A 23,906-nucleotide genomic window follows, 5' to 3' on the forward strand; every position below is an offset into this window, starting at 1 on the left:
GGCAGTTTGCAATAGGCAGATCCCAATTGCAAACTGCCTGCTCTTTTATTCAAACGCTTTCTGGATAAGTTCGGCTTGTTCTTTGGCGTGAACTTTGGAGTAGCCCGTCGCGGGTGAGGCCGAGGCTTCCCGGGCGATTACCCGCAGCTTCACCTCCGGCATTGCCCGCAACATATAGGTCCAGTAGCCCATGTTCTCCGGCTCTTCCTGAACCCATACCACCTCCGCCTTTTTGTATTGACCCAGTACCTCATCCAATTGCTTCTTCGGTAGCGGGTGCAATTGCTCAACGCGTACAATGGCTACATCGTCGCGCTTGTCGGCCTGCTGTCTTTCGAGGAGTTCGTAATAGATTTTACCCGTACAAAGCAGCGCGCGTTTTACCTTTTTGGCCTCGGCGTAGCTGTCGCCAATCACCTCCCGGAAACGGCCATTGACCAGCTCATCTACGGGCGAAATTACCTGCGGATGACGCAGCAGCGACTTCGGCGACATCACCACCAGCGGCTTGCGGAACGGCCACGCCAGTTGCCGGCGTAGCATGTGGAACAGGTTGGCGGGAGTGGTTACATTAGCCACCACCCAATTGTACTCGGCCGACAGCTGCAGAAAGCGCTCCGGGCGGGCGTTGGAGTGCTCGGGTCCCTGGCCTTCGTAGCCATGGGGCAGCAGCAGCACGACGCCGTTCATGCGGTTCCACTTGGTTTCGCAGCATGACACAAACTGGTCGATCATTACCTGAGCGCCGTTGGCGAAATCTCCAAACTGGGCTTCCCAGATCACCAGCGCGTTCGGATTAGCCAGTGAATAGCCGAACTCAAAGCCCAGAACGCCGTATTCCGACAGGAGCGAGTTATACACTCGGAACGGTTGCTGGTTGTCCTGGATGTAGTTCAGACTGTTGTATGATTCGTTGGTCTCGCTGTCGTGCAGCACGGCATGGCGGTGCGAAAATGTACCCCGCTGCACGTCCTGACCGCTCAGCCGGACAACTTTATCTTCACTTAAAATAGATCCATAAGCCAGCAGTTCGGCGGTACCCCAGTTGACCTGCCGGGACTCAAACAGCATCTGCTGCCGGTCTTTGAGCAACTTATCAATCTGCTTGATTGGTTTAAAACCCTCCGGGATCTTCACCAGCGCCTGACCAACTTTTTCGAGTTGCTCCAGCGGCACACCAGTTTCCGGCGACTGGTCGAAATCTTCGGGTGTCGACCGGCGGAGGCTACGCCACTCCTGCTCCATCTTCGGGTATTTGTAGGGCAGCGCCTTCTGCTTCACCATATCGAGCCGCTCCTGAAGACTGGCCTTAAACTCAGCATCCATTTTACTGGCGAGCTCGGCGTCAACTTCGCCCCGCTCAATCAGCGCCCGGTTGTAAATTTCACGGGGGTTTGGGTGCTTGGCAATGGCCGTGTACATGGTCGGCTGCGTGAACTTCGGCTCGTCTGATTCGTTGTGGCCGTGCCGGCGGTAGCAAACCATATCCACGAAAATATCCCGGTTGAATTTCTCCCGGAACTCCACGGCCAGCTTCATACAGAATACCACAGACTCCGGATCATCACCGTTGACGTGCAGCACCGGTGCATCAATGATTTTGGCCACGTCGGTACAGTAGATCGACGAGCGTGCATCTTCGAAGTCGGTGGTAAAGCCAACCTGATTGTTGATCACAAAGTGGAAGGTACCTCCGGTATGGTAACCGGCCAGTTTCGACATCTGCGCTACTTCATACACAATGCCCTGTCCGGCTACGGCTGCGTCGCCGTGGATCAGCACCGGCATTACTTTGTCGTAATCGCTGTCGAATAACCCGTCGGCGCGGGCGCGCACAAAGCCTTCGACCACCGGATTAACCGCTTCCAGGTGCGAGGGGTTCGGAGCCAGCTTCAGGCTTACCTGCTTGCCGGTGGGCGTCTCTACCTGGCTGGAATAGCCGATGTGGTATTTTACGTCACCGTCGCCGTAAATCTCTTCGGGCAGGTTACCTTCAAATTCGTTGAAGATGGCATCGTAGGTCTTGCCCAGAATATTGGCCAGCACGTTCAGGCGACCCCGGTGGGCCATACCGATCATGATTTCCTCGACGCCCAGATCAGCGGCAGCGGTAATCATGGCGTCCAGGGCCGGAATGGTCGTTTCGCCACCTTCCAGCGAAAAGCGCTTCTGACCCAGGTACTTAGTGTGCAGGAAGTTCTCGAATACGACAGCTTCGTTCAGTTTAGACAGGATGCGGGTTTTCTCCTCATGTGAGGGCTTATACTCCGGCATCTCCTTCTCCACTTTAGCCTTGAACCATTCCAGAATAGCCGGCTCCCGAATGTACATATACTCGAAGCCGATGCAGTTGGTATAGACCTTCTTCAGCTTGTCGAGGATGTCGCGGAGCGTAGCCGGTCCCATCTTTAACTCATTCCCGCACTCAAAAACGGTATCCAGATCGGCTTCCGACAAGCCGAAATCGCTCAGGTCGAGCAGCGGCTGACGATCTTTGCGTTTCCGGATCGGATTGGTCAGGGAGAGCAGGTGACCTCTTGACCGGTAGCCCAGAATCAGATTCCGAACCCGCAGTTCTTTATCGACGTGGTTTTTGTCCAGTTCGGTCGGAGCGCCTTTAGCCGCAGCTACACCATTGGTTGGTGTCGGTGCGCCGTTCCCATTGCCATTGGTGGATTCACTATAGGTTTGAGAGAACTCAAAGCCTTCAAAAAATTTCTGCCAGCTTTCATCCACCGAACCCGGGTCTTGTCTGTAAGACTGGTACAATTGGTCGATGTAAGCCGCGTCAGAATTAGCTATATACGAATACTTATCCATAAAAAGACGCGTCGCGTTGTTTAACCGACAAAGTTATAAGATGATTGCCGAAGGACATACATTATTTTTCCTGTTTTTATCCAATACCTTGTCTAATGAAAGCCGCTGTACCTTTGTCCAATACAATGTTTGCTTGTGATCGTATAGCCATTGGGTAATACCGGCTCTGATGAGGCTTTTAAATCAAGCCCTGCTTTAGTAAGAACAAAAGCGTGCCTATTTAATTTAACAAATCAAACTCTTTTTTCATTTCTCCATGCTCTTATGCGGTATCGCCTGACTGTGTTGACTTTTCTCGGATGCTGGCTAACAGTCCCATCCCTGCTCGGTGCCGACCGGACGTTCCAGGTACAATCGCCCAATCAGCAATTGCGTATAACAGTTGAGGTCGGAACTCAGGTTCGCTACCGAGTCAGTCATAACGGTCTCGACCTGCTCCAGCCCTCGGCGCTGTCCATGACCCTGACCGACGGCCGTACGCTGGGCCGGAACAGTACCTTCCGGAAGCAGACAGTAGCCAATGCGAACCGGGCGGTGACTCCGCTCTACGGAATCACCCAAACCATTCCCGAGCGGTATAATGAGCTGCGGCTGGATTTTCGCGAGAACTTTTCGATCATTTTCCGGGCGTATAATGAAGGGGTGGCGTACCGCTTTGTTACCAATCTGCGGGACTCCATCCGGGTGCAGCGTGAGGAGGTGCAGTACCGGCTGGCGGGCGATTGGCCGGCCTATTTTCACCCCAGTGATTTTCTGGGCTCGTTTGAATCGGATTACCTGTACAAACCCCTGTCGCAGCAGACGCAGCAGAGTAGTTTGCCGCTATTGGCTGAAGTGCCCAACGGTGTACGGCTGGCCTTTCTGGAATCCGATTTGCTGGATTACCCTGGTTTATACCTGAAGCGTGACTCGACGCAGGCAAATACCCTGATGGGTTTGCTGCCGGCTTACCCGAAACGGGTAGAGCAGGGCGGGCATATGAAATTTAATATGCTGGTGCGTGAGCGGGAGCCTTACCTGGCCCGTACTGTGGGTACGCGGGCCTTTCCCTGGCGGGTGGTGGTGGTGGCGCAGAATGACAGAGAACTGCTGAACAACCAACTGGTGTACCTGCTGGCGTCGGAGAACAAGCTGGGCGACGTGTCGTGGGTGAAGCCCGGCAAAGTGGCCTGGGACTGGTGGAGCGCAAATAACCTGACCGGCGTGCCGTTTACATCAGGTTTCAATACCGAGACATATAAATACTTTATCGACTTTGCCGCCCGCAACGGCATTGAGTATGTAAACCTGGATGAAGGTTGGTCGGATCAGTTCGACCTGCTGAAGTCGGCGAGTAAGCTGGATATGGACGAGGTGGTCCGCTACGCTAAACAAAAGAACGTGGGCCTTATTCTGTGGTGCGTCTGGCATACACTGGACCGGCAGATGCTGCCCGCCCTCGACCAGTTCGCCAAATGGGGGATAGCGGGTGTAAAAGTCGATTTTATGGACCGCGACGACCAGGTGGTGGTCAACTTTTACGAGCGGTTGCTGCGCGAAGCGGCCAAGCGGAAGATGCTGGTGAACTACCATGGTGCCTATAAACCCACCGGTCTGCAACGTACGTTTCCCAACAACATCAACCGGGAGAGCGTAAAAGGACTGGAGTGGAACAAGTTTAATCCGCAGGGCATTACCCCGGAACATGATGTGACGCTGCCGTTCATCCGGATGCTGGCCGGCTCGATGGATTACACGCCGGGGGCGATGACCAACATGAACAAAGATAACTGGCGCATGATCTTTGAGCAGCCGATGAGCCAGGGCACCCGCGCCCATCAGCTAGCCATGTTTGTGGTCTACCACGCACCGTTGCAGATGCTGGCCGATGCCCCAACCGCCTACGAGCGCGAACCGGATGTGCTAAAGTTCCTCACCACGGTACCCGTCACTTGGGATGAAGTCGTACCGCTGGACAGCAAAGTAGCCGATTACGTAACCATCGCCCGGCGCAAAGGCGATACCTGGTACCTCGGCTCCATGACCGACTGGACCGCCCGCGACCTCTCCGTCAAACTCGACTTTTTGGTCGACGGTACCTACCAGATGGATGTTTTCCGCGACGGCCCCAACGCCGAGCGCGTCGGCAGCGACTATGTGCGTGAAGTAAAAACCGTTCGCAAAGGCGAAACGGTTACTATCCCAATGGCGGCCGGTGGTGGCTGGGTAGCGCGGTTTAGTAAGTAGCGGCCAATGTACCGGCCCGCGTCCCGCTGGTCGGTACATTAAACCGTCTGCGAAAACAGACGTTCGCGGGTTTGGGAGCGGAGCAGACGCTTGTCGAAAGCCATGCAGATGTTGCGGAGGAACGGCATACCGGCGGGTAATACCCGCAGGGCCTGTTCGTCGTACACGATAAGACCATCCTGCCGGAAGCCTTCGAGTTTTGCTTCTAACTGCTCCCACTCGTCGGGTGTCCAATCGGATAGCTCCCATTGGGTGCCGTAGCCGCACATGATGTTCAGGATCTGCCGCCGTACCCACTGGTCCTCGGGGTTAAGCACGTGTCCACGCGTGAGGGGCAGTTCACCGGCCTGAACACGTTCTATGTAGGTGTCAACGTCTTTTTCGTTTTGGGCAAAAGCACTCCAGACATCGCCAATGGAAGAAGCGCCCAGCCCCAGCAGCACCTGAGTGCGGGTGGTGGTGTAGCCCATGAAGTTCCGGTGCAGGGTGCTGGTCTGCATGGCCTGGTACATGGTATCATGCGGCAGAGCAAAATGATCCATGCCAATTTCGTGGTAACCACCGGTTTCCAGCATGGCTAAGCCAATTTCATAGAGCATGCGCTTTTCTTCTCCCGATGGTAAATCCTCGTCGCGGAAGCCGCGCTGGCCGTTGCCTTTGATCCAGGGCACGTGGGCGTAGGAGTAGAAGGCAATGCGGTCGGGGCGAAGCTCCAGCGTTTTGGCTACAGTGTTTCGGATTGACTCCGGGTGCTGAAACGGTAAGCCGAACACCAGGTCGTGGCTAACAGAGGTATAACCGATCTCCCGCGCCCACTCCGTTACGTTCTTCACGTTCTGGAACGGCTGGAAACGGTGAATCGCCTTTTGCACCACAGGATCGTAATCCTGGACGCCAAAGCTCACCCGCCGGAAGCCATAATCGTATAAGGTTTGCAGGTGCGCACGGGTGGTATTATTGGGGTGACCTTCCCAGCCATATTCGATGGTATCGGCCTGATCGGCAAATAGGAACAGCCCCTTCATCAGCTTCGCCAGATTCTCAGGCTTGAAAAAGCTGGGGGTGCCACCGCCCAGGTGTAACTCGGCAATGCGGGGGCGCTCCGGCAGCAGGTCGCAATACAGCATCCACTCCCGGATCAGGGCGTCGATATACGGCTCTTCCACGGAGTGGTTGCGGGTGATACGCTTGTTGCAGCCGCAGAACGTACACAGGCTTTCGCAGTAGGGCAGGTGAATGTACAGGCTGATACCCTGCGTGGTATTGGTACTCCGGAAGGCCCGTTGCAGGTTGGTGATCCAGGCGGTCTCGCTAAAAGTCGTGTTGTCCCAGAAGGGCACGGTGGGGTAGCTGGTGTAGCGCGGACCGGGTACGTTATATTTCTGGATAAGCGTTGTGTTCATACGATTGGCTGTTCTCCCCACAAAGTTGCCGGTTTACTTTCCGCCGTACCCTGATATTCCCCCACCACCTTTCTAATAAGTATCAGCCCCCCGGCTGACGTTCGTCATGCGTTATGGGCAGGTAACCGGCGAACTTGCACAAAATTTCTCCTCATGAGTACGGCGACATTAACCCAAACGACTTGCTATCACTGCGGTAACGACTGCCCCGAGCACCCGATCGTGTTCGATGAAAAATCGTTTTGCTGTGACGGCTGCAAGGCTGTATATGAAGTCCTGAATGCCAATCAGCTCTGTCAGTATTATGATCTGACCCAGGCACCCGGCCAATCACCCCGGATTGCGCGGCTGGAGTTTCTGGATCATCCCGATATCATCAACCAACTGCTTGAATTTACCGACGGTACGGTATCCAACGTGACCTTTTATGTGCCGTCTATCCACTGCAGTTCCTGTCTGTACTTGCTGGAGCACCTATACCGGATTAGCCCGGCTATCCGGACCTCCCGCGTCGATTTTCTGAAAAAACACGTTCACGTTACCTTTTTCCATAACGACATCAGCCTGCGCCAGGTGGCCGAACTGCTGACCTCACTGGGCTATGAGCCGCTCATCAGCCTGAACGATGTAGTAAAAGAGACCGAGAAGCCTTCGTACCGGCCGTTGCTGTACAAACTGGCCGTGGCGGGTTTCTGCGCGGGTAACATCATGCTGTTCAGCTTCCCGGAATACCTGGGACTGGATGATCCGGCTTTCCAGAAGCTGTTCGGGTACCTGAACCTGCTGCTGGCTACACCGGTGGTTTTTTACTCCGGCTGGGGTTACTTTGAGTCCGTATGGGCGGCTCTGCGCCGAAAAATGATCAATATCGACCTGCCGATTCTGGTGGGTATCCTTACCGCCTACGGCCGGACGGTGTACGAGGTACTCTCCCAGACCGGTGCCGGCTTTGCCGATTCCGTCACGGGTCTGATCTTCTTTCTGCTGATCGGTAAATGGTTTCAGCAGCGCACCTACGACTTCCTGTCGTTCGAGCGTGATTACAAATCCTACTTCCCGCTGGCGGCTACGCGCCTGGCGAATGGTTCCGGGAACTCAGCCACTCGCGAAGAGTCGGTGCCCGTTGCATCGTTGAAAAAGGGTGACCGGATTCGGATACGGAACCAGGAGTTGATTCCGGCGGATGGTATCCTGTATAAGGGCAATGCTACAATTGACTATAGCTTCGTGACGGGTGAGTCGGAGCCGGAAAGCAAAAAGCCGGGTACCTTACTGTACGCCGGTGGCAAGCAGATCGGTGAAGCCATTGAGCTTGAAGTGGTGCGGGAAGTATCGCAAAGCTACCTGACGCAGTTGTGGAATAACGATGCGTTCCGGAAAGGTGCCCAGAGTCGTATTCGTACCTTTGCCGATGCCGTTGGTAAATACTTTACGATTACGGTATTGACGCTGGCGTTTCTGGTCGGCACCTACTGGTACCTGAACGATGCGACCAAAGCGGTCAACGCCTTTACGGCCATTCTGATTGTGGCTTGCCCGTGCGTGCTGTCGCTGTCGTATCCCTTTGCGCTGGGTAATGGTATGCGCATATTCGGTAAGCAGAAGTTTTACCTGAAAAATGCCGATGTGCTGGAGCAGATAGCTGCCTGTGATACCATTGTGTTCGATAAAACCGGTACCCTGACCTCCGCTACGGCTACCCAGCCGGTTGAGGACTTCAGCGTACCGCTCGACGAAATGGATCGATCCCTGGTGGCTTCGCTGGTGCAGCAATCGGCGCACCCGCTCAGCAGGAAGCTGTTTACCCACCTCACCGATGCCATGACGTTGCCGGTCGAGAACTTTACGGAAGTAACGGGTCAGGGTATTAAAGGGTTGGTGTACGGGCAGTTTGTGAAGATTGGCTCCCGCGCCTTTGTGCATCCGTCGCCCGGCAATGGTGCGAATGAGGTTGAAGGCTCAGTGGTACACATCAGCATCGACCATATCTACCGCGGCTGCTTCCGCTTCCCCAACCAGTTCCGCAACGGCATTGATACCATGCTGGCGAGTCTGAAAGAGAACCATACGCTATACCTGCTCTCCGGCGATAACGATGCCATTCTGCGCAGCCCGGCCAGTAAAGACCTGAAGAAGTGGTTTTCTGGCAAGGAGCAAATGGTGTTCGACTGCCATCCGCAGGAGAAGCTGGACGTTATTCGATCGCTACAGGCCGAAGGACGCCGGGTGCTGATGGTCGGCGATGGACTGAATGATGCCGGAGGGCTGAAACAGGCCGATGTGGGTATTGCCGTAACGGACGACACGATTCAATTTACCCCGTCGAGCGATGCCATTCTGGAAGCTAGTGCGCTGCGCCGTCTGCCCGATTTTCTGAACTACAGTCATTTTGGGATGCGGCTGATCCGGTTCAGTTTTGCCGTTTCGCTCATCTACAATTGCATCGGTCTGTCCTTTGCCGTCACGGGTAATCTGTCACCGGTGGTAGCTGCTATTCTGATGCCACTCAGCTCGGCCACGATGGTATTTATTGCGACATTGGGTATGCGCTGGAAAGGGGCTAAAATGTTCCCGAATTGATTCCATCCATTCACTGCCCAGTAGAGCCGGATAAATTATCCGGCTTTTTTTTTGTGCAGGCGAACTTTTTTTATGTGGTCACTAAACCCTCTGCGGCTTCCGCTGTCTTACCGATACTTTTGACAAATAAATATTCACACCATCATGAAAACGCAGTATCTTATCCACACCATCACCCTTTTTCTGATTTCGTTTACCGCTGCTTTTGCCCAGTCTGAACTCTTCCTGCGTATAGCCGACAACGGCCGCTACACCGTGCAGCTCGAAGATCAGTCGATCACCGTCACCAACGGCCGGTTCCGGTTCTTCGATCTGCCGGCGGGTCGCGCCCGGCTGACCATTGCCCTCAACAACCGGCAGGTATTCCAGCAGATAGTCGATTTTCGGAACAACAGCCGGATTGTGGCGGAGTTTGAACCCCGTGCCGGCTTCCGGATCATCAACACCGTGCCGCTGACCGCCAACACCAGTGCGGCTTACGACTGGGACAGCAACTTCCGCAGAGGACCGTTCCGGGAGGGACCGTACGCCGGCGGACGGGGTGGTTCGGGACAGTACGAAGACGGTCGCGATGCGTATGGCCGGGCCCCGCTGGGAATTGCCCCCCAGGAACTGGAGCGGATTCGCCTGACAATGAGCCGCAAATCATTCGACGAGGAGAAGTTTGAGTTCCTGCGCAATGTACTGCCCGACCGTCCGGTCACCGCCACGCAGATGGCCGAACTGCTCCGCCAGTTCTCCTTCGACAGATACCGGCTGGAAGCTGCTAAAACTGGCTGGGAAATCGTAACCGATCGGCAGAACTACTACGTCGTGTTCGACACTTTCAGCTCCAACAGCTCCGTTCGCGATCTGAAACGGCATATCGGGTGGCGGTAAAGAGAACAAAAAAGAAAAAAGCGGGCAATTGCCCGCTTTTTTGCTGAACGTACTACGTTCTTAGTAGAACAACCACAATTTTATACAGCTAAGGCAGCCGGTTTGCTGACATTAACCACATGTTTAATCAGGCGTACCAGCTGGTGCATCTGCGGCTCGGTGCCAATGGTGATGCGCATCGTCAGCGGCATAGGATAACTAACCCGAATGCCTCGTTGGGCAAACAGGTCCTTCAGCGACTGATGGAGTTCCGAATTACGGAAGCGCAGCATGAGAAAGTTGGTGCCGGAGGGCTGGACAATAAAGCGATCTTCGCCGGCCAGTTCCTGCAACAGGTACAGGCTGAAATCCCGCAGCCCTTTTACCCGCTCCCGGTTGATCCGGACCGCCTGCGCAAAGGCCGGATTCGCGAGCAACTCTTTCACCACCAATTCCGTGAAGATGTTGATCGTAAACGGAACCGTATTGGCTTTCAGCAACCGAACCAGCGACGGACTGCCCACCAAATACCCCAGGCGCAGACCGGGTAGACCATACCCTTTGGAAAACGTTTTAAGTACCATCAGGTTGGCGAACTCGTGAACCAGACTAAGCGCCGACTGATTGCTGAATTCGGAATAGGCTTCGTCCAACACAAATACCGAATCGGGGTAGGCCGCCAGCAGCAGGCGCAGGTCTTTTAGCGGCAGCAGGGTGCCCATGGGGTTGTTGGGCGAGGTGAGCATCACCAGCGTAGGCTCCGCCAGCCGGGGAAAGTTCTCGATTTCGTAGGTACCGTCTTCGGCCAATACCCACTCCTGGTACGGCAGCCGCTCCTGGGCACATACCTGATGGTAAAAACCAAAAGTAGGTTTTTCGAGGACGGCCTGCCCGTAGACCTTCGAGAAGCAACTGACAAGCTGCTGAATTAAGGCCGAGGAGCCATTACCCAGAATCACGCTATCGGTGGTCACGCCGGCGGAGGCCGCAATCAGGCTGGTGAGTTCCCAGTTGTAAAAGTCGGGGTAGCGGTTCCAGTTCAGGCTGATCAGCTTGTTGGCAATGTGCTGCTTCAGCTCCTGGGGTAAATCAAACGGCATTTCGTTCAGGTCCAGCCGGATGGATTGACTAGTGCCTAATTCATGCCATAAAGAGGTTTCGACCGCGGTCAGATCGGTCGGTAGTAGTTCAATAGCGTGCATGGTTGTGTGGATGTGGATAGATGATGAGATACTATATTATTCAGCCCAGAACAGGCTGGTAATTTCTTCGCCCTGAAAGGCCGTAGCGTAGCGATCAGGCAAATTGGTGAAGATATGGGCGCCGTTTAGCGCCAGGGCTGGCAGGTGTACCGGGCGCTTGTGCAGTTGAAAGCCTGTTTCCCGGAACAGGTCAACCCATTGTTGCGTTGCGTAATGTTTCTCAACCCGCTGACCCTCCGGATTGCCAAGTACATCATTAATCTCCCGGCCAAAGAAAAGCTTCAGCGCGGCTCTTTCCTTATCGGCAATAGACAGTTGGTCGATCAGGTTGAAGAGTGCGCCATAGTGGTTAACGCAGTTCCGGAAGCGCTTGCCATAATTTGGCTCGTAGTGATCGGAGTTAGGTTCGCTCAGGACTAGCGCCTGTACGGGTAGTTCTTTCAGATTGGTAAACACCTGCTTCCGGGCCTCTGCACGCTGAATATGGTGAAGGGCAAACGACGCATTGGCATATACGCCGTCGTGCCTGGAGGGCAACGACTGCTGTAGATCGGCAAGGCTTACTTGTTCGATGAAGGCCTGTTTGGCCACAAAACTGATGGTAAATGGTAGGCTGGCCCCTAGGCCGGAAATGGTTTCCTGGGCGCTTGCCAGAGCGTCTTCAAAAGGCTCAATGCCCACTATGGTTAAATGCCGGATAGCACTGGTGGGGTGCTGAGCGAGGCCGTTTAGAATATTGACGACCTGCATACCCGTACCAACACCGATGTCCATCAGCACCGGCTCCTGGTGCCGGCTCAGGCCGTCGATCAGCAGGGCGTTGGTGCATTGCTGGCTCAGATTGGCCAGCGGAAACTGCTGAATCAGGAGTTCAAACAGCCGGATCTGCGGGATTTCGAAGCGTTGCAGATAGATATGCTCTGCCGCCTGTACGCCTGTCAGCCGACGGCGCATGGCTGTAACGAGCATATAGGTAAACAGATTAGCCGAGTCGTCCAGGTTCTCCAGTGACTGCTCATACAGTTCTTCCAGTAAGTCCCGGTCCGAATCGGTGAGGGCACCCGGCATGCGTAGTGCCAGAGTCTGTAAGGCAGATAGCGAATTGATTTTCATTGCGTTCATACTAGTTGTGTGAATAGATTGTGATGCAGCAAAATTGTGGGTACCCGTTTAGGTTGCCAATTTTTCTGATTTGAACGGGCCTGAATCTCCGTTTAAGCGTAGCCTACGCCCGTTTAGTCGTTGGCACCTTAACGCAAAATGCCCGCCACGCGAGAGCTATGGCAGGCATTTTCAGTTGATAGTAGTGTAGAAAATCAGGTCCTCACAGACTGGCTCGGATTTAAACTTTGCAGCATAGTTTGGGATAATAGGGTGTAACATTGCTTCCAGGCTTCCTCCACGGTCGGGTTCCAGTCGCGGCCAAGGCCTTGCTGCAGCATCCAGAGCAGGGCTTTACCGACAGTTTCGTAATGCTGGGGCTTTACGCCATAACCGGCATGCCGCTGCGCCAGAGCTGCAATGTCGGCAGTCAGTTGATCCAGCCGGTCCAGCCTAGCCACAATCAGGCTGAGCGTAGCCATCAGTTTGGTATACTGCGCTTCCATCGGTGATTTAAATAAACTTCGCAGCGAAGGATCAATCAAAAACAATCTGGAATAAAACACATTGCCTACCAGCACCGGATCAACATCCCTCAGCAGCCTCCAGGTCTTCTTCACCAGCACAATTTGTTCCTCAGTCATCATATAAGTTAGTCGGGATTTTCCTTCTACGAATGTCGGAAAAGCGGGACAGGTCGCCAAAAATTTCGAATTGACTGGTTAAAACCGGCAGTTGAATTGTGTACGATTGCCGTTTAAGCTGCGAAACCCAAATTATCAAGCTCTTTTTATTGACCGGTTTTTGCTACAATTCGTTCCTGTTTAGCTACCATTTAACCAGGAATAGTTGCACTTCTCTTTACTTTCGGTAAGTTTTGCCAGTGAGCTAATTCTTACCTAAAAAGAGCCGGATTATGAATGCTGTCATTATCGAAGACGAGAAACTGGTGGCCCGCGAGTTTGCCTATAAAATTGCCGAAGTAGATGCCGAGGTACGTATTGTAGAAACGTTGCCGAGCGTAAAGACGGCACTGCGGTGGTTTGGCGAGAATGCCGAGCCCGATGTAGTGTTTGCCGACATTCAACTGGCCGACGGGGTGAGCTTTGAGATCTTTCAAAAGTTTCAGCTATCCTGCCCCATCATCTTTGTTACTTCCTACAACGAATACGCCATTCAAGCGTTTAAAGTCAACGGTATCGACTACCTCCTGAAACCGGTTGATACCGATGACCTGAGCAAAGCCATCGGCAAGGCGCGTATGCTGAACAAGGCAAAGAACGCTATGCCCGTTGATCTGCAAAAGCTTATGCAGGCGCTGCAGCAGCCGGGAACAGTGCTTAAGCCCAACTACAAAGAAACGTTTCTGGGTAATTCGCGCAGCGGATGGGTACCCATTAAAGTAAATGACATTGCGTTTTTCCAGTACGATGCCGTCAATTTCATGGTCACCAAGACGAATGATCGGTATCCGGTCGATTACGAAACCATGGACCAGATTGAAGAACTGCTGGACCCCAGTCAGTTTTACCGGGCCAACCGCCAGTTTATCGTCAATAACGATGTCATCCAGAGCGTCAAGAGTCTGGAGAACTCGAAGCTGATCTTAAAGCTGAAATCTCCTCATCATGCCATCGACGTGGATATCAGCCGGCAGAAAGCGCCTGCCTTTAAACGCTGGCTGGACCGTTAAACCCTATGACGGTGCGTTTGAGAACCTTCTTTATGCTGCTGGTGGCCGGGGGGCTGATCAGTAGCTGCCTATGGGCACAGCCGGCCCGGCTGCCGTTTGAATTCAACCATATCCAGGAGCAGCAGGGATTATCTTTTAACCAGATCAATTGTTTTTTTCAGGACCGCGACGGCTACTTTTGGGTCGGAACCATGAACGGGCTAAACCGCTTCGACGGGAACTCGTTTACTGTTTTTAAGCATAATCCGGCTGATTCAAATTCAATTGGTCACAATAGTGTTTATTCCATTTGCCAGGATCGGGAAGGGCATATATGGCTGGGAACAGGCAAAGGTATCAGCCAGTTTAATCATGAGTCGGGCCGATTCATAAATTTTAAGCGGGTAAACGGACAATTGTTGGAGGAGTGCGTCAATATTCTTTGCGATCGTACCGGCGACATCTGGTTTTCTCAGCGGGGGCGCGGCTTGTGCCGGTATCAGGTTACAGCGAAGCGATTTGCTGATTTTAAAGCGGATACAAGCCGTGCATGGGGGTTGGCCTCCAACTATATCTCAAGGGTCGGCCTGGTCGAAGATCCGCACCGCAACGGTATATGGATGACTACCCTGGACCGGGGTATACACTATTACGACAAAGCGACCGGCCGGTTTCACAACGCCCGCTATAATCCCGACAAGCTCCCGATTTTTAACAACCACTTCACTTCCTCTTTGGGCGTAGACCAACAGGGTAGGGTGATGTATGCCGACAATTACGATGAACGGATTGTTCTGTTCGACACCAAAAACCGGACTATTGCTGATACCATTGGGTTGCGTACTCCCACTGGCACATCGCCGTTCCCGATCGCAGCTCTGCTGATGGACCGCAGCGGAAATTTGTGGGTAAGTTCGCGCAACCGGGCCATTTATTATAGGGACGCCAGAACCCACCGGACAACTGAAATTGCCTATAATGAAGATCACAAGACATCGCCGGCTGACAAATACTTTATAGCCGCCTGGCAGCACCCCGACGGCTCGGTTTGGCTGGGCACCACCAACGGTATATCCTATACAAACCCCGAAAAGGCTTTTTACCGCATCCATAATATTGGAGCCCTTTTTCCGGGTGTAAATGCCAATCGCGGCATTAATTGTATTGTTGAAGACGAAGACGGCTCCTGGTGGTTGAGTACCGCCAGCCAGGAGGTAATGCATTATTACCCTGCTACCGCTCAGCTAAAGGTGTACAAAATACCATCGGCACAACCGGATGAAGGCGGCTTCGGGCATCCTGTTCTGGGTTTTTCAAAAGACCGCCGTAAGCTGTTTGTAGCGATGAGTACCGAGCTATGGGTCTTCGATAAAAAGTCCCTGACATTCTCACAGTTGCCCTCCGCAGGTACCCTTATCAAGCGGTTGAATGGGGTGAGTGCGATGCTGGTGCAGGATGACGATCTATGGCTATTTGGCAGTCGGCAGCTAGGCAGCATTCGGTACCATATACCCTCCAGTACCTGGAAAGAGGTTCCCATGCCATACAAGTCCAAAGATCAGACCAAGGCGTTTGTTCGCACCGTTATGACTGATACGTCTAATACCCTGTGGCTGGATGTATTTCCGGACGGTTTCGCCCGGTTTTCCAGTCAGGAAGGAAAGTTTCTGGCTGTTACGCCCAGAAATGCAATCGAATACGAAGAGAATTTTTTCTTTTTTAAAATAGACCGGCATAATCAGCTGTGGATGCCGGTAAACGGCTATGGTCTGGTGCGATATGATCCACGGACAAACACATACCGGCTCTGGACCGAGCATGATGGTTTGGGTGCAAATATGGTGCAGGCGGTGTGCCCTGATCGGTACGGGAAAATCTGGATTAGTGCCTATAATAAATTCTCAGTGTTTAATCCGGTCAATAACCAGTTTCGGAATTTCAGCATACCTGTTTTTCCGGAAGGTTCCTACTACGAGAACTATATGTTTTCGTTGCGCAATGGCAATATTCTAAGCACCCTGAAAGGCTATGTGGTTGAGTTTATGCCGGACCGGATCAACGCTAAATCACCACCGGCCAAGGTGCTGATCAGTAGCCTGGTCCTGCCCGACACTCACCGGCTTGTTTATGCCGGAATGCCTACGGTGGATCTGGATGTTGACGATCGCACCTTTAGTATTAATTATTCGGTCATGACGGTGCCGCAGCGCAACTATAAGTATCTATATAAACTGGACGGGTATGATGATAAGTGGATAGAGGCCGGTTCACGTACGGTGGCTAATTACACCAGAATACCCGGTGGGAACTATACGTTTCGGGTAAAAGCGGTCGCGGCTGAGGTAGAGACTCCTGAAACGACGCTGGCTGTTCACGTCAATACTGAGTTTTACAACATGTTCTGGTTTCGGGCCTTGTTAGGGTTGGGTTTAGTTGGCCTCATCATTCTGTTCTACCGCTACCGGACGCAGCAGACGAAGCAAGTGCATCACCTGCAAGTGCAGGCTACCCGGCTGGAACGGGATAAAACGGCCATGCAGTACCAGAATCTGATCAATCACCTGAATCCGCATTTCCTGTTCAATAGCCTTACGTCGCTCAATAGCCTGATTATAACCGAACCGAAACAGGCTTCCCGCTTTTTACAGAAACTATCGGCTATTTACCGGTATATTCTCCAGAATAAAGAGAAAGAAACAGTCAGCCTGGAGCACGAGCTCACATTTGTCAACCATTATATTGATTTGCAGAAATCCAGGTTTGAAGAAGGGTTGCAAATCAATATTGATGTTCCTGAGCAGTACATGTCTAGTCATATTGTTCCTGTTACGCTTCAGAACTTATTTGAAAATGCGATCAAGCACAACATCATTGACGATGAGAATCCGCTGGTAATCCGGGTGTATATAGACAATGAGTATCTGTGTGTAGCCAATACCCTACAGAAGAAGCATTTTGTGGAAACCTCCAACCAGCAGGGCCTCGACAGCCTGAAATCGCTGTATAGTTACCTCAGCGACCGGCCCATTAGTATTGCTGAAGAGGAAGATCAGTTTATCGTGAAACTGCCTCTGTTATAAGCCTGGTAGTTGTTTTACACCACAGGGCTCAGCCGTTGAGCCGTAGAGAGTTGGACCGTTTAACGCCAATTGCCTACGGCTCTTTTGATTCTGTCTACTACTCACCTGCGTTTTTTTGCAAACCGCTGCCCCAATGTTGCAACTTTGATGTGTCAACCGACAACAGGGACGCCGAAAACTGACCAGAGTAGGCACTCAAAAACAAACCATTAAAACAATTCACACCATGAAAAAGCAAGTGAACAAATTGACTATTAAGACCGATAAAATGGTCGCACTGCCGAAAAGCCAAATTAAGAGCCTGGCTGGCGGACGCATGCACAAGCCTTTTGTTATTGATTAAGGCAAACATATAAAAGCTAAGCTTGTATTCAGACCTCTTTTGAGTCCCACATCATTGCGGTGTGGGACTTTTTTAACCCAAAAATCTATCTCACACCAGGCTGCTGAGTAAATCGGCACCATTAACGTAAACCAGTCATGAAAATCGGTCTTCTTGAGTTTGGATCAGGATGTGAAAGTCCGCTGGATATTGTCGAAAATGTGCTGAATTATGCCGAACGCGCAGATGAGTTAGGGTTCACCCGCTTTTGGCTGGCCGAGAACTATGTAAATTATGCCGCCTACGGCAGTCCGGAAGTGCTGGTGCCGATTATTGCCGGCCTGACCAGTCAGATCAGGGTAGGTGTAGCGGGGGTATTAATGGCTTATCACAATCCGTACCGGGTAGCCTCGGCCTTTAAAGTACTGAGCAGCCTTTTTCCGGACCGGATCGACCTGGGCGTTGCCAAAGGGAGTGTTCCGGCCGATTTTAGCGCCTTGCTACAGCCTGATATAGATTTATCCGGGCAAGCCGCATGGGCAGAGGCCTTCAAACGAAATAGTACGGCTCTGCACAACTATTTGAATGGCGGTACCAACGCCGATAAGGTCATTCCGGTAAACGGCTCCGTTCCCACCCTGTGGTCTTTAACGGTCAGCCTGCAAAATGTTTCGGCGCTGGCCCGGTTGAATACCTCGCTTTGCCGATCGGTTTTTCATAACAGGATTGACGACCACAAACGAGAGGCTGAGAAACTGGCGCAGTATCGGATTGAGTTTTACGAACATCATCAGCGCGAGCCCGAAATTACGATTTCAGTTGCTGGTGTGTGTGCTGAAACCACACAGGAAGCGCAACGCATACGTGCTGGTTTACGAGAACCGTCCCGAATAGAACATGAACTTATTGGCTCACCCACTTATATTTTTGATGAGTTGTCGGCGCTTAAAGAAATATACGATGTCGATGAATTCATCTTTATGAATATGGCCGAAGAGCCTGCCCATAAACTGGAAAGTCTGGAGCTTATAGCCGGTGCCCGTGCTGGGTATGCAGCACCAGTCAACGCAGATTCGGGCTACTTGGTTGCCGCATAAACGCCTATACCTGTGTATAAACAGATCTTATTCAGATCCCGCATCCTACCCGGCGCGGGATCTTTTATTTTCTGTGGTAGTAGCGTCAGGGAGCGTTCATTTTCCACCGGCCAGCCGTAAGGCCGTTCAGCACGGATTGCCTACAGTTCTTTCGATTTCGGCTACCATTCGCCGGTGTTTTTTTGTAAACCCCCGCTCTCATGTTGCAACTTTGATGTGTCAACCGACAACAGGGACGCCGAAAACTGATCAGAGTAGGCACACAAAAATAAACCAAATAAACACACCATGAAAAAGGTAACTATTAAGTCAGACAAACCGACGAAAACTCCGATTAGCAAGGCACGGATGAACAACGTAACGGGCGGAGTACCAATTATTGTGCAAAAGCCTATTATTCTTCAATAAGCGCTGATTATACGGGGCTGCCGAAAACCGGTTAACAGAGTAAGGCAATCTTTTAAATTCCACACCATCAGAACACACGATCAGTATCATGAAAAATGTAGTACGCGTTCAATCCTCTTTAAAATATACGGCTATCCTGTTTGGCCTGGCTACTCTGCTGACGTTACCCGCCTGCGACCGTTCGCTGGATCTTGTGCCGGCCGAATCGATCACCTCACAGGACAATCCCAATACCACGCAGACTACAACCGGCGGCCAGCTGATAGCCGCCAGTGTTGAGAACGTATCCTTCCAGAACGCTAAAGGCATTACCCTCAATGCCAAGTTGTTTCTGCCCGCCCGCCAATCGGGCGAAAGCGTACCGGCGGTTGTGATCATGCACGGCTGCGGAGGCATGTGGTACAAGGATAGCGTACAGTTGGACAGTATCAAGGCCAGCCTGCACGAATGGTCTGCCCTGCTTAGAAACCAGAACATAGCAACGCTGTTTGTCGACAGCTTTACGCCCCGCAACGAAAAAGAGTTCTGTGACAAAACGCCACCGCAGGATGCGAAACTGTCACCCGCCTATGAGCGCACGTACGATGCCTACGCGGCTTTGGCCTACCTGCGCACCCGGTCCGAAATTGTTAGCAACCGTATCGGAGCATTAGGCCTCTCGCATGGCGGCAGCACCGTTCTGTCTGCCCTGGTGAATACCGACCTGGTAACCCGGTCACAGTGGAAAGTATGGAGTGATGGTACATCGTATATTGTGCCGGGACCGGTTGCCCGTCCGGCGCAGGGCGGCTTTAAAACGGCTGTGGCCTATTATCCCGGTGGTAATCTGTTCAGCTACTACGGCAGCCTGACCAACTACAAAGACGGCAAATACATCAACTACGCCCCACTTCTGATTCTGGCGGCCGAAAAAGACAAGCTGACGGCCGGTACACAGGTACAATATGACCGGGCGGTTTACAACGGTGCCGGTACCAGCATTCAGATGGAAATCTACGCCAACGCCAATCACTCGTTCGACGAAGCCAAATCGGCAGCCAACGGTGCCGACTGGACCGCTAAGCAGGCTGCCCGGCAGCGCGTCATTACCTGGCTGCAAACAACGCTGTAAATACCTAAAGAATCACTTCCGGTAAAACGTGGCAGTTTCGTTTTACCGGAAGTGATCAGTAGCGAGTCAGTACGGCATTTGGTTAAATCAGGTGTGAATTTCTACGAGTGGTGCAGGCTGTGCTTTGGTTACGGTGTTTGTCTCCCCAATTTTGACCTGTCAACCGACAACGGGGCAGCCGAAAACCGACCAGAGTAGGCACACAAAAACAAACCAAATAAACACACCATGAAAAAGGTAACTGCAAAATCCGGCATCAAGACAACCAAAATCGCTAAGCTGAACACGCTTCAGATGGACCAGGTTAAAGGCGCAAAATCAGTTATCCGCAACATCGGCGCGTGAGTCGTTCCGACGGAAATAGAAGCTGAATAACGCGTTGCGCCGGGCCACCAGTCCGGCGCAACTTGTTTGTGCTACTTCAAAATATTGCCAACCCGACCACTCTCCTTCTCCACACTAGCAACATACGAATGCCCCTCGTAATGCCACACCACTCATGAAAAACTTGTTGAAAACTGTAATGGGCGGCAAAATGAGCCCGTACGCCCTGATCGACCGATTCCCGCATATCCAGCAGGGAGCTATGATGGACTGTGGCCCCACCTGCCTGGCCATGATTTTCCGGCACTATGGCGCAGCGGATACCCGGCACCTGCTCACCAAACTGGCGGATATTACCCAGGAGGGAACCAGCCTGTATACCCTGCTGGAAGTCTCCGAAAGTTTTGGCTTCAAAGCGGAGGGATACGAACTGGACTATCCGTATCTGCAGCAGATCCAGTTGCCCTGTATTGCTCACTACGAAGGCCAGCACTTTGTGGTCGTATACGAAGCAACCGACACCTATGTGCGGGTATCGGACCCGGCCTTTGGCAAAACGCGCTATACCAAAGATGAGTTTACCAACAAGTGGAGCGGGGTGGTGCTGGAACTGAAGCCGACCGAGGAGTTTTACCAAAACACCGAGCTGAAAGAGGCTGTTCAGGAACACAAAAAAGAGAAACAATCCATTTTTAAGCAGCTATACCTGCCCATTATCCGGGAGAACAAGCGGGTGCTGATGGAAATTTTTATGTTCTCGCTCATCCTGGAGTTGGTGGGCCTGGTGCTGCCGCTGTTTACGCAGACCATGCTCGACAACGTGCTGGTGAATCAAAACAAAAAGCTGCTAATGGGCATTCTGGCGGGGCTAATGCTGGTATTTGTGGTGCAGGTAGTGCTGACCTACACGCGCAGTATGCTGATGGTGCATTACCGCTTCCGGTTCGAGATGGATTTCATGTCGAAATTCTTCGACCGGTTTATCTCCCTGAAGCAGAAATATTACGACAGCCGCAAGCGCGAGGAGTTTATGGCCCGGTTTCAGGAGAGCGTGGGCATCCGGCAGGTAACCAACCCGATCATCATCCAGAACTTCCTCGATATTGCGTTTATGCTCATCTATTTCCCGGTGCTGCTGGCCTACAGCCTGCCGCTGGGGAGTATTGCGCTGGTGTGCTTTGTGGCCTACTGTGTTACCACCATTTACTTCATCCCCATCGTCAAGAACCTGCGGGCCAAGGTATACCACAAGAATCAGGCATCGATGGGCGGTTTTCTGGATGCCCTGCTCGGTATCAAGACCGTCAAGCTGCTTTCCCTCGAAAAATATAAGCTGGTCCGCTGGAAGCACCTGCACCGTGAATCGATCAACTCGGTGATGCAGGACGAACAGCGGCAGATTCTGATCAACTCTGTGCAGCGGCTCATCTTTATCTTCAGCCAGGTAGCCATTTTCTGGGTGGGGGCGTATGAAGTGTTTACCGGCAGCCTGAGCATTGGACAGTACATGGCCTTTACGTCTATCTTCATGACGGTGATGAACGCCGTCAACAGCGTAAGCGGCCTATGGATGATGATTACGCAGGCCAGCGTGAGCTTCGAGAAGGTAAACGAAATCTTTATGGAGGAGCGGGAGGATACCAACTACCAGGAGAAGAAAACATCGTTCTCCGCCGATGTCATCCGGTTCGACAATGTATCGTTCCGCTATAACGCCCGCGACGAGAAATACATCCTGCGTAACCTGAACTGCGAAATCCGCAAGGGCGAACGAATCGGGATCGTAGGCCGCAACGGGGCCGGTAAGTCGACCTTCGTGAAACTGCTGGTTAACCTGTATCCGGAGTACGAAGGGAAAATCTGGTTCGACGGTAGCGAACTGCGCGACATTCACCCGAAGACGTTGCGCAAGCACGTGCACATGTTCCCGCAGGATACCTATGTGTTCAACGACACCATAAAAGAAAACATTCGGGTTGCTAACCTGTCGGCTTCTACGGAGCAGATTGTGGAAGCCGCCCAACTGGCCGACCTGCACAATTTTGTGAAGAACAACCACCTTGGGTATAACCATATGGTCGGCAATTTCGGCAGTAACCTCTCGGGTGGCCAGGTGCTGAAGATTGGCTTTGCGCGGCTGTTTGTGACCAGCCCTGAGCCGGACGTCATTATTCTGGACGAGGCCAGCAGCGCGCTGGATGTGGAGACCGAGAAGAAAATCCTGGCGAATATTTACGAACGCTACAAAGGCAAGACCATTATTTCCATTGCGCACCGACTACACACCCTGAAAAACGCCGACCGGATTCTGGTTTTCGACGAAGGCACCATTGCCGAACAGGGCAAACACGCCGACCTGCTGGCGCAGAAAGGCATTTACCATGATTTCATGAAAACCTACGTTGACTACTAAGCCATGAACACGCTGTTACAGGAACTTGACGAAATTCAATACACGGATCTGTATCACGTAGATGATGCACCCATTGCCGACCTGCGCCTGAAGGCCCTGAGTCGGGCGGGCTGGTGGGCTGTAGCCCTGGTGCTAGTGGGGATTGTAGCCGGCTTCGCGATTGTGCTGCCCGATACCATTACAACGCCCTTCGTGCTGAAATCAGAAGGGGCGGAGGCTATTTACCGGTTTCCCTCCAATGTGTATATCGAAAAAATGCACGTTAAAAACGGTCAGGCGGTGAAAGCCGGCGATGTGCTGCTCGAAATCAGCGCCCCGGATATTGCGGCCATCAGCAATGAACTGGTAACCGCCCGGCACAGCCTCACTAATTTTGAACGCTTCCGGACTGCTTCGGCGGCTAATGAACGCAAAATGACCGAAGTGAATATCCGGCAGATCCAGGAAGATATTGCGCTGAAACAAACGCAACTGGAGATTGTGGAGCGCAAGTGGGCATCGGAATCTGCCAGGTTGTCTTACGATGAGCAGGAGGCTAAACGAATCTGGCAGACTAATACTGAACTGTTCAAAAATGGCGACATCAGCAGGAATGACCTGAAGCAACTGGAGGGTACCTACATGCGAGCCAGAACGGCTCAAGAGCAGGCTCAGCAGAACTACCTCGATCAGCGCAACGCCCTGAACCAACAGATTGTGGCACAGCGTCTGGCCATCACTTCATTGGAAACGAAAATTGCCAAGAGCAACACCGAGCTTATGCAGGAGAAAGAGCGCCTGAACAGTCAGTTAGTTACCGGGCAAAAGCGCATTCAGGGTATGTACGGCGCATTTTCCGTTACCGAAAACAACCACCTGCTGCTGAAAGCGGAGCGTAATGGCACCATCTCCTTCCTGTTCGACGGTGAAAAAGAGGTGCCGGCCGGCACAATACTGCTCCGGATGACCAACGAGGAGACTCCGCTGTATGCCTACACCCAGGTAACCTCTTCCCAGATCGGGAAGCTCACAGAGGGCCAGCCCGTGGTGCTGAAGCTGGATGCGTATCCGGTCTACGAGTGGGGACCCGCCCACGGTCAGGTCAGCCATGTGTCGCTCACGCCGGACGAGAAAGGACTATTCAACGTGCAGGTGCAATTAACCGACTCCGGAACTATGAAAGACAGGCTGCGCATCGGTATGCGCGGGAATGGCGAGGTCATTGCCGATGAGCTTACGTTCTTCGGTCACCTGTTCCGCAAGTTCAGAAAGACAGCTTCCGCATTGGTGGATTAATCCGGTAATCTGCC

Annotated in this window: 14 protein-coding genes; 9 read left to right on the plus strand and 5 right to left on the minus strand. The window is 52.6% G+C overall.

All coding sequences use genetic code 11. The annotated features are described in order from the left end of the window. Positions 1 to 45 precede the first annotated feature (45 nt). Complete coding sequence (locus ABD949_RS22290) at positions 46 to 2,820, minus strand: 2-oxoglutarate dehydrogenase E1 component (protein WP_345247183.1); 2,775 nt, start codon at positions 2,818 to 2,820, stop codon at positions 46 to 48. Positions 2,821 to 3,102: 282 nt separating this feature from the next. Here ABD949_RS22290 and ABD949_RS22295 point away from each other — a divergent pair, with 282 nt between their 5' ends. Further along, positions 3,103 to 5,046, plus strand: coding sequence for a glycoside hydrolase family 97 protein (locus ABD949_RS22295; RefSeq protein ID WP_345247184.1), 1,944 nt, complete (start codon positions 3,103 to 3,105; stop codon positions 5,044 to 5,046). 38 nt (positions 5,047 to 5,084) lie between these two features. Here ABD949_RS22295 and hemN read toward each other — a convergent pair whose 3' ends face one another. Then, on the minus strand, positions 5,085 to 6,449 hold the full coding sequence (gene hemN / locus ABD949_RS22300) for an oxygen-independent coproporphyrinogen III oxidase (protein WP_345247186.1): 1,365 nt from the start codon (positions 6,447 to 6,449) through the stop codon (positions 5,085 to 5,087). A 153-nt stretch (positions 6,450 to 6,602) separates the two neighbouring features. On the opposite strand from hemN, the gene ABD949_RS22305 reads away from it, so the two are divergent. After that, positions 6,603 to 9,029 (plus strand): heavy metal translocating P-type ATPase, encoded by a 2,427-nt coding sequence (locus tag ABD949_RS22305; RefSeq protein WP_345247187.1) that lies wholly within the window; start codon positions 6,603 to 6,605, stop codon positions 9,027 to 9,029. 144 nt (positions 9,030 to 9,173) lie between these two features. Further along, positions 9,174 to 9,908, plus strand: coding sequence for a proline and serine-rich protein 1 family protein (locus tag ABD949_RS22310; RefSeq protein WP_345247188.1), 735 nt, complete (start codon positions 9,174 to 9,176; stop codon positions 9,906 to 9,908). Positions 9,909 to 9,988: 80 nt separating this feature from the next. Here ABD949_RS22310 and ABD949_RS22315 read toward each other — a convergent pair whose 3' ends face one another. From ABD949_RS22315 to ABD949_RS22325, 3 genes are all read right to left on the minus strand, one after another. After that, positions 9,989 to 11,089, minus strand: a complete 1,101-nt coding sequence (locus tag ABD949_RS22315) for a pyridoxal phosphate-dependent aminotransferase (RefSeq protein ID WP_345247189.1) — start codon at positions 11,087 to 11,089, stop codon at positions 9,989 to 9,991. A gap of 36 nt (positions 11,090 to 11,125) precedes the next feature. Further along, positions 11,126 to 12,211, minus strand: coding sequence for a GRAS family protein (locus tag ABD949_RS22320; protein ID WP_345247190.1), 1,086 nt, complete (start codon positions 12,209 to 12,211; stop codon positions 11,126 to 11,128). A 194-nt stretch (positions 12,212 to 12,405) separates the two neighbouring features. Beyond that, positions 12,406 to 12,837, minus strand: coding sequence for a globin domain-containing protein (locus tag ABD949_RS22325; protein WP_345247191.1), 432 nt, complete (start codon positions 12,835 to 12,837; stop codon positions 12,406 to 12,408). A gap of 269 nt (positions 12,838 to 13,106) precedes the next feature. On the opposite strand from ABD949_RS22325, the gene ABD949_RS22330 reads away from it, so the two are divergent. The 6 genes from ABD949_RS22330 to ABD949_RS22355 all read left to right on the plus strand — a co-directional run bounded on the left by ABD949_RS22330 (position 13,107) and on the right by ABD949_RS22355 (position 23,892). Beyond that, positions 13,107 to 13,883 carry a LytR/AlgR family response regulator transcription factor gene (locus ABD949_RS22330; protein WP_345247192.1) on the plus strand — a complete coding sequence of 259 codons (777 nt, stop codon included), beginning with the start codon at positions 13,107 to 13,109 and terminating at the stop codon, positions 13,881 to 13,883. A gap of 17 nt (positions 13,884 to 13,900) precedes the next feature. Then, entirely contained in the window at positions 13,901 to 16,942 is a 3,042-nt protein-coding gene (locus ABD949_RS22335; RefSeq protein WP_345247193.1) for a ligand-binding sensor domain-containing protein, read from the plus strand. Between the two features lie 480 nt (positions 16,943 to 17,422). Further along, positions 17,423 to 18,361 carry an LLM class flavin-dependent oxidoreductase gene (locus ABD949_RS22340; protein WP_345247194.1) on the plus strand — a complete coding sequence of 313 codons (939 nt, stop codon included), beginning with the start codon at positions 17,423 to 17,425 and terminating at the stop codon, positions 18,359 to 18,361. Positions 18,362 to 18,857: 496 nt separating this feature from the next. Continuing rightward, entirely contained in the window at positions 18,858 to 19,880 is a 1,023-nt protein-coding gene (locus ABD949_RS22345) for a dienelactone hydrolase family protein (protein WP_345247195.1), read from the plus strand. A gap of 499 nt (positions 19,881 to 20,379) precedes the next feature. Then, on the plus strand, positions 20,380 to 22,617 hold the full coding sequence (locus ABD949_RS22350) for a peptidase domain-containing ABC transporter (protein ID WP_345247197.1): 2,238 nt from the start codon (positions 20,380 to 20,382) through the stop codon (positions 22,615 to 22,617). Positions 22,618 to 22,620: 3 nt separating this feature from the next. Then, positions 22,621 to 23,892 carry an HlyD family secretion protein gene (locus ABD949_RS22355; protein WP_345247199.1) on the plus strand — a complete coding sequence of 424 codons (1,272 nt, stop codon included), beginning with the start codon at positions 22,621 to 22,623 and terminating at the stop codon, positions 23,890 to 23,892. Positions 23,893 to 23,906 lie beyond the last annotated feature (14 nt).

Source organism: Nibrella saemangeumensis (genome assembly GCF_039541915.1).
GTDB lineage: Bacteria > Bacteroidota > Bacteroidia > Cytophagales > Spirosomataceae > Nibrella > Nibrella saemangeumensis.

Bases quoted from the DNA above. Each gene is read 5' to 3' on its own strand.
- ABD949_RS22355 (WP_345247199.1), top strand. From the start codon at position 22,621: ATGAACACGCTGTTACAGGAACTTGACGAAATTCAATACACGGATCTG.
- ABD949_RS22305 (WP_345247187.1), top strand. From the start codon at position 6,603: ATGAGTACGGCGACATTAACCCAAACGACTTGCTATCACTGCGGTAAC.
- ABD949_RS22320 (WP_345247190.1), bottom strand. From the start codon at position 12,211: ATGAACGCAATGAAAATCAATTCGCTATCTGCCTTACAGACTCTGGCA.
- ABD949_RS22325 (WP_345247191.1), bottom strand. From the start codon at position 12,837: ATGATGACTGAGGAACAAATTGTGCTGGTGAAGAAGACCTGGAGGCTG.
- ABD949_RS22290 (WP_345247183.1), bottom strand. From the start codon at position 2,820: ATGGATAAGTATTCGTATATAGCTAATTCTGACGCGGCTTACATCGAC.
- hemN (WP_345247186.1), bottom strand. From the start codon at position 6,449: ATGAACACAACGCTTATCCAGAAATATAACGTACCCGGTCCGCGCTAC.
- ABD949_RS22330 (WP_345247192.1), top strand. From the start codon at position 13,107: ATGAATGCTGTCATTATCGAAGACGAGAAACTGGTGGCCCGCGAGTTT.
- ABD949_RS22315 (WP_345247189.1), bottom strand. From the start codon at position 11,089: ATGCACGCTATTGAACTACTACCGACCGATCTGACCGCGGTCGAAACC.
- ABD949_RS22340 (WP_345247194.1), top strand. From the start codon at position 17,423: ATGAAAATCGGTCTTCTTGAGTTTGGATCAGGATGTGAAAGTCCGCTG.
- ABD949_RS22350 (WP_345247197.1), top strand. From the start codon at position 20,380: ATGAAAAACTTGTTGAAAACTGTAATGGGCGGCAAAATGAGCCCGTAC.
- ABD949_RS22310 (WP_345247188.1), top strand. From the start codon at position 9,174: ATGAAAACGCAGTATCTTATCCACACCATCACCCTTTTTCTGATTTCG.
- ABD949_RS22345 (WP_345247195.1), top strand. From the start codon at position 18,858: ATGAAAAATGTAGTACGCGTTCAATCCTCTTTAAAATATACGGCTATC.